Raw genomic sequence first — 11,615 nt, forward strand, 5'->3', positions numbered from 1 at the left:
ATTAGTTACAGCCGCAGCCGCCGCCGCTTTTTCCTGAATTGGCCCCGGAAGCTCCCTCACGGTAGGATTGAAAACTAAGTTCTGTCTTTTCTATTTTCCTGTTGGAAAGCACCATTTCAGAATCGTTGATTTTTCCTTTCTGGTATTCCTTTACAGAGGTGCAGGATGTGAGCAGAATGCCTGTTAAAGCAATACTGCATAAAAGCGCGAGATTTTTTTGCCTTGGCTTTTTCATTTCAGGTTAATGTTTTTAGAAGTGTAAATTTTGTTGTTGTCGTCAATGATAATACAATACAGATCAGGTATCTGGTCTATTAAAAACAAGCCGGCTTTAATGCCCATAACCGCTATTGGGGTAGCCATTGCATCTGCAAATTCTGCATTTGATGCAATAATGGTCACGCTTTTTATTCCCGATATCGGAAGTCCTGTTTTTGGGTCAATGGTATGCGAATATTTTTTTCCGTTAATGGTCACGAATTTTTCATAATTGCCCGAGGTTGCCACCGCCTTATTTGAGATTTCCATATAGGAGAATGCCGCATTTGGCGAGTCAGGATCAGCCACACCGATGGTCCATTTTTTGCCGTTGGGCTGCAGTCCCCAGGCCGAAAGATCTCCGGAGGCATTAATAATGCCGCTCTGTACATTATGTTTTATAAGAATTTGTTTTGCCATCTCGGCAGCATATCCTTTTCCGATACCTCCAAAACCAATACGCATTCCTTTTTCTTTTAGAAATACTGTTGTATTTTCCCTGTCAAGTATAATATTTCGGTAATCAATAAGGTGTACCATTTTCAGAGCCGTCTGGGCATCAGGAAGACTGGTCATGGATTTGTCAAAATTCCAGAGGCTTTTGTCGATACTTCCGTAAGAAATATCAAATGCGCCTTGTGTGATTCTCGAAATCCCGATAGATCTTTCAATAAGGTTAAAAACCTCCAAATCTACTTTAACGGGTTCTATTCCTGCGTTATCATTGATCAGATTGGTCTGGCTGTCCTGTTTATAGGTAGTCAAAAGTTTTTCAATCCGTCTGATTTCTTCAATGGCAAGTGCAATATTCTCATTTCCTGTTTTTTCATTTTCGGCGACAACTGTTATGGTAAAGCTGTTCCCCATGAGTTTTAGGGATTCGGAATATTTTTGGTTTTTAAGCATGTTATTTTCGGCTCTCACAGATCGCTTTTATTTCGGCAGTCCACTGTTCAGGAGTAGTTTCGGGTTTTCCATGCCAGGTTTTAAGCACTTTTCCATCGGCATCCAAAAGAAGCGTCAGGGGAAAATTTCCTTCCTTGTTGTATATTTCGGCTAAATCTTCATTTCGTTTAACCTGCTGCGGTGTTCCGATATTTTTCTTTTTCCTTGGAAAATCGGCATTGACTAATATCAGATTTTCATTTGCCATGTCTGAGAATACCTGGCTTTCAAAATAATCTCTGCGCGTCACAATGCAGGGTCCGCACCAGTCTGAACCGGAGAAGTTGAGCAGTATTAATTCATGTTTTTCTTTTGCCGTTTTTTTTGCATTATTAAAATCAGGTTCCCAGTTAATGGGAAGCACGGTCATTAAAAGCAATAATGTAATTAGTTTCATTTTGCAGTCTGTTTTTAGGTATATACGAAATATACGCATTGCTGCGATTCTTATTTTTTTTAATTGCTTAAGATTCAATTAATTTTTTACTCCGGCTTCAGGACTGTTTTTCTTAAGCCGTATGAACCCCGAAAATATAACCGACCAAGGCTGAGGCTGCCATTACAAAAGTTCCCCAGACGCAGATACGCAGTACAGCTTTCAGCGTATGGGATCCCCCGGCCTTAGCGGCCAGCATTCCCGAAAATGCCAAAAAGAGTATTGAAAAACCGTACTCATACAATACCATTTCTTTTATGGGAGCGAAAATAGCCACCAGCAGCGGCAGCAAGCCTCCTATGACAAAAGATACCGCTGATGCGAAAGCGGCCATTAAGGGATTGGCCTGGGTAATTTCATTGATTCCGAGCTCATCTCTCGCATGTGTTTCCAGTGCATTATGGGCTGTCAATTCGACTGCAACCTGTTTTGCCAGTTCGCTGTTCAGCCCGCGCTTCATATAAATATGGGTCAGTTCCTCAAGCTCTGATTCAGGCATATTTTTAAGTTCCTCTTTCTCACGGGTAAGATCAGCAGTTTCAACATCAGCCTGAGAGCTTACCGATACGTATTCGCCTGCGGCCATGGACAATGCACCTGCCACTAAACCGGCTGTTGCCGCCAGCAGAATAGGTTCTCTGCTCACGCTTGCCGCTGCCACGCCAATGGCCAGGCTGGTGGTGGATAAAATTCCGTCATTGGCGCCCAGAACTGCTGCCCTCAGCCATCCGCTTCTGGTGATGTAATGATTTTCAGCTTCCATGATTTTTTTGCATTAATTTAACCCAGTCCCGATTTTCAGATATTTTTGGACTGCCTCCAAAATTGGTTTTCAGCAGCTCCCTGATCTGAAATTGTGTCTTGTTCCGGGTGCTGTTTTTCCAGTCATTAAAATCGTAAATATGAATCTGCTCTGCATTCGGATTTGCAATAAAAGAGATTCGGGATATGGAATACTTATATTTCTTCAGTTCATTTAAAGTACTGCGGCTGGGAACCACAATAAGTATGTTTTCCCAGTTCAGATAATCTTTGGCAATGTCATCTCTTTGCTCCAGTCCCAGAGACTCAAAGAAGGCTTTAATTTTTTGATTATTTAACCCTTCAATTTTTTTATCTATGTTTTTAAGAGTGTCCAAGAGGATCTCTCTATCCATAAAATCCATTTTCATAGGTCTATAATTTCCAAATAAAATTACTTCAAAATACCTTTGGTTATCAGGCTGCTGCCGTTAGAATGATTCTAAATTTTATTCAGGCTTTTATTGCAGGATTAAATTGCAGTAAGTTAGCAGTACAATAACAGTATCGGCTTTTTAAAATGATGCGGCTCCTGGTCATGGCATCAGTAATGAAGCATAGTTAAATCAGGGTATCTTTTTAAAATTGAATAGGAGAATTAAATTTAACAAAGGAAAGTCTTCATGTATACCATCAATACACAGCTGGCATATTTTATCTGCAGTTTTAATTCTCAAAGGTTAATTCTAAATCTCAAATGGTTCAGACTTGACAAGGCGGATAGTTCCAGTTTAAAGGCATTGTCCTTTAATAGTCTTGAGCTTGAGCAGTTTCAGGCTTTTATAGGGCAAAATCCACTTAACTTTCCAGGTCAGTATTTTGTGGAGCCCACTAAAATAGAAGAATTTGATTTTTTTATAAACAGTAACGTTCCGCAGGGAATATTGTCATTTTACCCTGTTCTTTCAAAAAATGCAGATACAGACACTCATCCTTCAATTCATCAGGTCATGAAAATTGCCCTCACCGATGAAAATTATCAGCCTGCTGCCCATTACAAATTGGATTTTGATGTAATTGGCAAGATTGAAATTTACAGGAATGCAAAATAAAAAAACATGTATTTTTGAAGCTGTATAATATTAGTATATCATACATATTGTTGTTATTTTTAAAATTCTTCTAATGGGGAAGTTATAAATTTTAATTACTAAAGCGTATCGGCTTTTTGTTTTAAAGGAAGGGTCACCGTAAATTCGGCGCCATTGTCCTTTTCCCCGGCGGCAGTTATTTTGCCATTATGCCTTTCGGCAATCTTTCTGCACAGGGCAAGGCCAAGCCCGTTGCCTTCATACTCATCTTTAGAGTGCAGTCTTTCAAATGCCGTGAAAATCTTTTCTGCAAATTCAGGATCAATTCCAATACCATTATCCTTTATTTTGATCTGTACAAAATCCTGGCCCTCACTATTGATGATGCTGCTTGTTATGATAACCCTTGGAGGCTGGTCCGCTTTGGAAAATTTCAGGGCATTTTGGATCAGGTTATAGAACAGCTGGTTAATTAAAATCGGCGCTCCCTGAATCTGCGGAAGATCAGAAGTAATTAAAATAGCACCTTTTTCCTTTATGATCAGTTCCAGATCTATTTTGATGTCTTCAATAACCTCATTGAGATTGATTGTTTCTATGACCTGCAGCGTTTTATCCAGTGTGGAATAAGTCAGGATTCCCTCGATGATATTTTCCATTCTCTGGGCAGACTGGGTTACTTTATGAAGATATTTTTTGGATTTTTCATTAACATTGCCTTCTATGTCATTTCGTAAAAGGGTATTGAAAATTTTAATTTTTCGCAGCGGTTCGCGAAGATCGTGGCTCACTACGCTGGCAAAATGCATCAGATCACGATTTGAACGTGTGAGTTCGTTTGTGCGGGCAGCCACCTGTTTTTTTAATTCCTCCTGAAATTCCCTATGCTCGTGTATATCCTGAACAATCCCAATAATGGTCTTTGCAGAACCGTCCTTGTCCTTGATAATCTTTCCATTGATTTTAGCCCAGCGGTAGGCGCCGTCATCATTTAAAATCCTTGCCTCATAGCATATTTTTCCCGTTGCCTCAGCCTGCTGGTGTGCTTTTTCGCGTGCCGGGAGGTCCTCTGGGTGCAGTTTTGCAGTTAAATCGTCATTTGTAGCTTCGATTCCAATCGAACAGATCGTATTGAAGTTTGCTGAAGTCTTGATTTTTTTGGTCTCAAGGTCTATTTCGTAGCTTCCTATCCCGGAGCTTTCTATAGCTATGGTCAGTCTTTCATTTGATTTGACGGTTTCTTCTTTTGCTTTATGCAGATCTGTGATATCAGCGCCGGTGTTAAGCACGCCATAGACTTTTCCATCCTCATCAAAGAGTGGAATAAAACTATAATTAAAATAATGTTCCTTGAGTATTCCCTCTATCACCAGATCAACTTTTCTGTCCACAGCGTGAAAGGCTGTTCCGGTTTTAAGTACGCCAAGGGCCTCATCGAGAATCTGCTGTTTTTCAATTTCAGGAACCACGCTCAGATAGGTTTTTCCAAGCACGTCATTTCCTTTGCCCCATGTTTTGATCATGGCATCATTGGCCAGTGCAATTTCTAAATTATCTCCCACATACACTCCGACAGGAAGTGGGATAGCATCAATTATATTCTGCAGAAGCCCTGGATTTCGGTACATAGCGTTAGGTTTGATTGTTATAGTTTTAATGGCGAAGATATTGGTTATAAAAAGTTTGCTGTTACAGGGATTCCATATTTTTTATCATAATTCCAATAATTGGCAGGTAATTATTTTTATTATTTCCGCTTTGCTGTTTTGTTATTGGAAATGACCCGCTGCTCGCTGCACTTAAAGCGGCTGATCTGCGCACAGCGTTTCTGCAGATGCTTTGTTTTACAATTTTCTACCCTTTTACGCCAAAGTGTATAACTGCCGGTTTTGAGTTCCTTCTTCATTAAGGCTTTTACATCAGCTTCCTTAAGAGCAAACTGGTGTTCAATAGCCTCAAAAGGGGTTCTGTCTTCCCATGCCATTTCAATAATGCGGTCCAGGTCACGATCAGAAAATGGCTGTTTTAATTTTTTCATAATTGTATTTTTTGAGAAATTCCCAGTTAGTAATTAAGCAGAGCATAGCTAATTTAGATAAAATAACTTTTATTTTGTTTAATATTTATATAAAATAGTTAAACAATTATTATCTTTAACATACAAAGATCACTTTCTGTGAAAACACACTTTAGCTTTTTTGATAATTAATAAAGAATATCTTATTTTCTTGAAAATTAGAGCACAAACAGTGAGCCTGGCTCTTAAATTTAATCTTAAAAAAAATGAAAACTATTGTAATTGTTGGCGGCAGTAAAGGAATAGGGAATGCTGTTTTAATGCAGAATCTGGAAAACTGCCGGATTATCAATATCAGCAGGACAGCTCCCGATATTACCCATCCGAATTTAATTCATTTTGCAATTGATGTGCTCCGGGATCCTTTGCCTGAATTTGGAAGTATTAATGCCCTGATTTATTGTCCGGGGTCCATAAACCTCAAACCCATCCTAGGCTTAAGCCTGGATGATTTCAGAAATGATTTTGAAATTAATGTGATGGGAGCCGTCAAAGTGATTCAGCATTATCTGCCTGCGTTAAAGAAAGGGGAAAACCCTTCTATTGTTTTATTCAGCAGTGTTGCGGCAAAACTCGGAATGCCTTTTCATGCCAGTATTGCGGCCTGCAAAGCAGCAGTAGAAGGTCTGGTTAAATCGCTCGGCGCCGAGCTTGCCCCGTTAATCCGTATCAATGCTATTGCCCCGACTATTACAGAGACTTCTTTATCAGCATCTATTTTAAGAAACGACAGGATGAAGGAAAATATGAAGGAACGACACCCCTTGAAAAATTATCTAAAACCCGAGGAGGTTGCCCGTATGGCTGGCTATCTTATCTCTGAAGATGCAGGCTCAATTTCAGGCCAGGTTTTCGCGATGGATTATGGTTTGGTAAGCTTTAAATTGTAAAACAGCTCAGAGATGAAAATTCTTTTAACAGGCGCTACAGGTTATATAGGCAAGAGGCTGCTGCCCTTGCTGCTGGATCACGGAAATGAGGTGGTCTGCTGTGTCAGGGATAAAAACAGGTTTTACTTTCCTGAACAGTTTAAAGATAAAATACAGATCATTGAAGCTGATTTTCTGGATCCGGCAAGCCTGAAGAATATTCCCGATGATATAGATGCGGCCTATTACCTGATCCATTCCATGTCCGGCGCTTCCAATTATGATCAGCTGGAAAGCATTTCGGCACATTATTTTATAGAAAAAATAAACCAGACAAATGCAAAACAGATTATTTACCTCAGCGGAATTGTAAATGATAAATCATTATCCAAACATTTGTCATCAAGAAAGGCGGTGGAAGATATTTTAAAGACTGCAGCAGTGCCCTTAACGGTGCTTCGGGCCGGAATAATAGTAGGATCGGGAAGCGCCTCTTTTGAAATAATACGCGATCTGGTGGATAAACTGCCCCTTATGATTACCCCAAAATGGCTCAATACCAAATGCCAGCCGATTGCCATCAGCGATGTTTTGGAGTTTTTAATCCACTCGCTGTTAAATCCATTAACTTATAATGAAAGTTTTGATATCGGGGGACCTGATATTTTGACCTACAAGGAAATGCTGCTGGAGTTTGCCAGAGCAAAAAAACTCCAAAGATACATTTATACCGTACCGATTATGACCCCTAAATTATCGTCATACTGGCTGTATTTTGTGACCTCAACTTCCTTTAAGCTGGCCTCGGCGCTGGTCAGCAGCATGAAAGTGGAAGTCATCTGCCGAGATAACAGGATTAACAGCCTGCTGGGCGTTACACCTATTACTTACCGGCAGGCATTAGAGAGGGCTTTGAAAAAAATTAATGATGATGATATCATTTCAAGTTGGAAAGACTCCCGTGTCAGCGGACAGTTTAAGGGAAATGTTTCCCAATATCTAAAGGTTCCAAAAAAGGGCTGTTACATTGACAGAAGAAAAAGAGCAGTCATAAACAGGGAATATACAATTGAACGGATCTGGTCCATCGGAGGAGAGACCGGGTGGTATTATGCCGACTGGCTCTGGGAGCTGCGCGGGTTTATCGATAAGGTTTTCGGCGGTGTGGGAACCAGAAGGGGAAGGACACATAAAACGCAGATACATGCAGGGGATGCACTGGATTTCTGGAGGGTTGTATACGCCGATAAGAAGCAGGGCAAACTGGTTTTATATGCCGAGATGAAACTTCCGGGCGAAGCCTGGCTGGAATTTAAAATAATCAACAATACCTTATATCAGGCGGCCACTTTTAAACCCCGCGGGCTTATGGGAAGACTATACTGGTATGCCGTGCTGCCGTTTCATGGTTTTATATTTGACGGCATGCTTAAAAAACTCATTTAAGGGTTTGTGGATAATGTGAGCTTGGCCTGCTGACTATTTTACAGCTGGGGATATTGTACTGATATAATGCTGTTTTCAATATCCTGCAGTTTAAAAAGTTTTGTAAAATGAGATCCTGTGAGCATTAATTTTGTACGCCATAATTTCATTTGGGCATTTTTAGTACATTTGGACATTCTAAAACCGCTTCAATATGATAAGTACTGAAAATCAGGATGCTGAAAGCCCAAAAGAAAAAGAGCCGGTAAAAATCTTATTGGCCGAGGATGATAAGGATGACCAGGAATTATTCATTGATGCCCTTCAGGCGGCTGATGTTCCCTCTGAGGTAACGGCCGTTGAAAACGGGCAGGAACTCGTGGATACACTTAGAGATAAATCCCAGAGCGATCCGGATATTATTTTTATCGATGTCAATATGCCTGTTAAAGGAGGAAAGCAGGCGCTGGAAGAAATAAAGGGAGATAAAGAGTTAAGGGACATTCCTGCCGTTATGCTCTCGACCTGGGATCATCCTGCAGATATTGAAGATACCTTTGATAAGGGGGCAGACCTCTATGTCCAGAAGCCCAATTCTTTTGACGGCTTTGTGCTGGTACTAAAAAAGGTCTTCTTTCTGCATTGGGCCAAAGCTTTGCTAAAGCCTGTTAAAAATTTATTTTTTGTTTCTGAAAAGAACATCTCCCAGGGAGATTCTTAAGCCCACCTGTGTTATACCTTTATTTTGTCCTTGCGATACTGCTTTAGCCATTTTTCTGGAGAAGCTGGATTTCCTTTGGATCCCCTGATGGGTTTGACTAGTAATGTTTCGAACTTTAGTGTTTAAATAGTTTTAATACAGTGTTTTAAAATTGTTTTAAATTTAAATGCACCGATTCTGCACCTTACATCCGATGTATGTATTTGAAAATTTTATCAGTCCCAACTATTATTCTTTAATATATTCGAACCTAAATACTGAAGTGGTTGTTTTTATTGATTTTGTTACTCTGCAGGAAGTATTTTGATACGATTCTGCCACAAAACTTGAAATGAGCGTTTTCGGCATATTTCAAGTGCTGTTTTGCAGCGGGAAGCATCAATTATCTAACCATTTTTTTGAGGATTATTACAAGATTTTAGCCTGCGCATCTTAATATTTTTTCTGCTTTTCGTTTTTATAGCCACTTTTGTAAATAATGGAAAGCTGGTTTGGTATTTGGAATGATTTGCCAAATCCGAAAATAGTCTTAATTTAGACGCTCCCTGCTATTATAAGAACAAGACAATTATGGATCACATTGATAATACATACAGAATTGAAAATGCTAAGAAATCACTATTAGGTGTGTCAATTGGAGATGCGTTTGGTGATAGCTTTTTTGGCGATTTAGACATAATTTCTGAAAGCATATATTTAAGACAAATACCTGAAACTAAATGGGAATTTACTGATGACACAGTAATGTCTATTCCTATTTTTGAGGAATTAGAAAGAAATGGCGATATAGATCAGGAAAACTTACTAAAACAGTTTTGCATAAATCATGATTTAGATGCAAATAGAGGTTATGGTGCAACTTTGAGAAGGCTATTAAGAGAAGTTCAAAACGGTGAGAATTGGCAGGAAGTATCAAAAAGAGCATTTGATGGACAAGGTTCAATGGGAAATGGAGCAGCAATGAGAGTTTGTCCAATTGGAGCTTTCCATTTCGATGATTTTCAAAAGGTAAAAGAACTATCAATAAAATCAGCTGAAATTACTCATTCCAATATTGAAGCGATTACAGGCGCTATTGCGGTTGCAATTGGTACTGCATTGACAACTCAAATGAAATTTGACAAGTGTATATTAAAACCAACTGATTTTATAGATAAAATTTTAAAAGAATTACCAGATAGCGATACAAAGTCAAAGATATCAAAATCTAAAAGCGTACCCTACGATTATCATATTGAAACTGTTAAGGGTATTTTAGGCAACGGCTTAAATATGACTGCACAAGATACGGTACCTTTTGCAATTTGGTGTACCGCATATAATCTACAAAATTTTGAAGAAGGACTTTGGAAAGCAGTATCTATTTTAGGTGATAGAGATACTATTTGTGCAATTGTAGGCGGCATGTCTATAATGTCATCAGATGATTTAAATATTCCTTATTCTTGGACAAATTCGGTAGAAAGTATTGACAAAAGTGTATTTAGAAGAAATCAATAATAGCAGGCAACATCGATTGGTAATTTTTGGCCTAATTTAAAATTGGTTTTGTATTTGCAGTGAATTGAAAAATCAAGATAATAGACTTGATTTAGTAATAGTAAAACATTTCTATAGTTTTCCAATTCAAATCGAGCCATGTATTCTTTATTTAGTTATTCTTTCATTTTTCCATTTAGTTCTTTTTCACAAAACCGCGTTAGGGTTCTGCGACAAAATTGGAGGCAGCTCCAGTATTGGATCTGGCACCGGCATGAAAAGCAAAAAGTCTTTCTTAGAGCGGAATGTTGTATCGGCCTTCTCATTTTAATTGTATTTTCGCTGCGTTTGGAAATCATTAATTGGCAGGCTACGGCCTTTTTTAACTGTATTTTTTTATAATTTATTTTGCAACATTGCGGTGCTATGGACAGATATATTGAAACTTTTGAAACCTGGAACAAAATTGCTTTCCTCTATAAAGAGAAGTTTATGGACTTGGATTTGTATAACGAAACCTATGACTTCATATGCGGATCTCTTTATAAAACAGGGTCAAAAGTTTTGGAGATTGGCTGCGGTCCGGGAAATATTACCAAATATTTACTTTCCAGAAGGCCGGACCTTGATATTTTCGGGATCGATATTGCACCCAACATGATCGATCTTGCGGCCAGGAGCAATCCAACGGCCAGTTTCGCAGTAATGGACAGCAGAAATATCGGCCAGCTCCAGACAAAATATGATGCGATAGTCTGCGGCTTCTGTCTGCCTTATCTGTCCCAGGAGGACAGCGGAAATCTAATAAGGGACTGTTATGATCTGCTCAATGAAAATGGACTGATTTATATAAGTTTTGTAGAAGGAGACCAGAGTAAGTCCGGTTATCAAGTGGGAAGCAGAGGTGATCGCATCTATTTCTATTTTCATGAGTTGAGCGAATTGAAAGCGCAGTTATCTGCAAACAGATTTGAAGAGCTTAGAACCTTTAAGACAGAGTATAAGAAATCCGAAGCAGACATTGAAATTCATACCATACTGACCGCTAGAAAGATTTGAGTATGGAAACGGAAAAAATCAGGAAGACAAGTATTGGGCGGTGTGGGTTTTGCTGCAGATCCATTTAATTTCCTTTTATTTTCAGCATTAAAGCAATGGGGGCTTTTTTTTAAGCGAAAAAAGAACAATCCATGATCTATATGCCTATATTTGATAAGGAGCAAGAGACAATCAACATTAAATCTTTCGCAATGGAAAAAGCAATATGGCTGAAGGTGAGAAAGGATTTGGATGCGCATCAGCAGCACACCATCCTTAAGCTCAAAGGCAGCCTGATTTCAAAAGGGTATACTGAGATAATCCATATTCTGGACCATGACGAGGACTTTCATATCAATACCTTTGAAACCGAAGTGGAGAAGCGCAATGAAGTAAGAGAGTACATTACCGCTTTTATAGAGCAGGAAAACCTAGCCCAAGCCATTAGCATTAAGTAAATCCAACTTCCAAGTGCATTTACTGTCCGAGCCCGCCGGCTGCAAAGCCGGCGGGCTTTTGGGTATTATCCGGACAA

Annotated in this window: 14 protein-coding genes; 7 read left to right on the forward strand and 7 right to left on the reverse strand. The window is 39.2% G+C overall.

Features of this window, described 5'->3' with window-relative positions; genetic code table 11:
• Position 1: 1 nt before the first annotated feature.
• The 5 genes from ACE01P_RS11030 to ACE01P_RS11050 all read right to left on the reverse strand — a co-directional run bounded on the left by ACE01P_RS11030 (position 2) and on the right by ACE01P_RS11050 (position 2,796).
• On the reverse strand, positions 2-235 hold the full coding sequence (locus ACE01P_RS11030; protein ID WP_379697434.1) for a DUF4266 domain-containing protein: 234 nt from the start codon (positions 233-235) through the stop codon (positions 2-4).
• Positions 232-1,125, reverse strand: a complete 894-nt coding sequence (locus ACE01P_RS11035; protein ID WP_379697437.1) for an FAD:protein FMN transferase — start codon at positions 1,123-1,125, stop codon at positions 232-234. Before ACE01P_RS11035 ends, ACE01P_RS11030 begins: the two co-directional genes overlap by 4 nt.
• A gap of 40 nt (positions 1,126-1,165) precedes the next feature.
• Positions 1,166-1,600: a thioredoxin family protein gene (locus ACE01P_RS11040; RefSeq protein ID WP_379697440.1), complete on the reverse strand. Its 435-nt coding sequence runs from the start codon at positions 1,598-1,600 to the stop codon at positions 1,166-1,168.
• 112 nt (positions 1,601-1,712) lie between these two features.
• Positions 1,713-2,402, reverse strand: a complete 690-nt coding sequence (locus ACE01P_RS11045) for a VIT family protein (protein WP_379697442.1) — start codon at positions 2,400-2,402, stop codon at positions 1,713-1,715.
• A complete protein-coding gene (locus ACE01P_RS11050; RefSeq protein WP_379697445.1) occupies positions 2,392-2,796 on the reverse strand; it encodes a hypothetical protein in 405 nt (134 codons plus the stop codon). The genes ACE01P_RS11045 and ACE01P_RS11050 overlap by 11 nt, the downstream gene beginning before the upstream one ends.
• Before the next feature lie 267 nt (positions 2,797-3,063).
• On the opposite strand from ACE01P_RS11050, the gene ACE01P_RS11055 reads away from it, so the two are divergent.
• Complete coding sequence (locus tag ACE01P_RS11055) at positions 3,064-3,492, forward strand: hypothetical protein (protein ID WP_379697448.1); 429 nt, start codon at positions 3,064-3,066, stop codon at positions 3,490-3,492.
• Between the two features lie 98 nt (positions 3,493-3,590).
• On the opposite strand, the gene ACE01P_RS11060 is transcribed toward ACE01P_RS11055, so the two are convergent.
• Together ACE01P_RS11060 and ACE01P_RS11065 are read right to left on the reverse strand one after the other, a co-directional pair.
• The gene (locus ACE01P_RS11060) at positions 3,591-5,099 is read right to left on the reverse strand and encodes an ATP-binding protein (RefSeq protein WP_379697451.1); all 1,509 of its coding nucleotides are present in this window, start codon (positions 5,097-5,099) and stop codon (positions 3,591-3,593) included.
• Between the two features lie 119 nt (positions 5,100-5,218).
• Positions 5,219-5,509: a TIGR03643 family protein gene (locus ACE01P_RS11065; RefSeq protein ID WP_379697454.1), complete on the reverse strand. Its 291-nt coding sequence runs from the start codon at positions 5,507-5,509 to the stop codon at positions 5,219-5,221.
• 245 nt (positions 5,510-5,754) lie between these two features.
• On the opposite strand from ACE01P_RS11065, the gene ACE01P_RS11070 reads away from it, so the two are divergent.
• From ACE01P_RS11070 to ACE01P_RS11095, 6 genes are all read left to right on the forward strand, one after another.
• Positions 5,755-6,438, forward strand: a complete 684-nt coding sequence (locus ACE01P_RS11070; protein ID WP_379697457.1) for an SDR family NAD(P)-dependent oxidoreductase — start codon at positions 5,755-5,757, stop codon at positions 6,436-6,438.
• Between the two features lie 12 nt (positions 6,439-6,450).
• Positions 6,451-7,863 carry an SDR family oxidoreductase gene (locus ACE01P_RS11075; protein WP_379697460.1) on the forward strand — a complete coding sequence of 471 codons (1,413 nt, stop codon included), beginning with the start codon at positions 6,451-6,453 and terminating at the stop codon, positions 7,861-7,863.
• Positions 7,864-8,056: 193 nt separating this feature from the next.
• Positions 8,057-8,563, forward strand: coding sequence for a response regulator (locus ACE01P_RS11080; protein ID WP_379697463.1), 507 nt, complete (start codon positions 8,057-8,059; stop codon positions 8,561-8,563).
• 570 nt (positions 8,564-9,133) lie between these two features.
• On the forward strand, positions 9,134-10,063 hold the full coding sequence (locus tag ACE01P_RS11085) for an ADP-ribosylglycohydrolase family protein (RefSeq protein ID WP_379697466.1): 930 nt from the start codon (positions 9,134-9,136) through the stop codon (positions 10,061-10,063).
• A 405-nt stretch (positions 10,064-10,468) separates the two neighbouring features.
• Positions 10,469-11,101, forward strand: a complete 633-nt coding sequence (locus ACE01P_RS11090) for a class I SAM-dependent methyltransferase (RefSeq protein ID WP_379697469.1) — start codon at positions 10,469-10,471, stop codon at positions 11,099-11,101.
• 191 nt (positions 11,102-11,292) lie between these two features.
• Positions 11,293-11,538 (forward strand): hypothetical protein, encoded by a 246-nt coding sequence (locus tag ACE01P_RS11095; RefSeq protein WP_379697472.1) that lies wholly within the window; start codon positions 11,293-11,295, stop codon positions 11,536-11,538.
• Positions 11,539-11,615: the final 77 nt, after the last annotated feature.

The sequence above is a fragment of the Flavobacterium sp. HJSW_4 genome (assembly GCF_042436695.1).
GTDB lineage: Bacteria > Bacteroidota > Bacteroidia > Flavobacteriales > Flavobacteriaceae > Flavobacterium.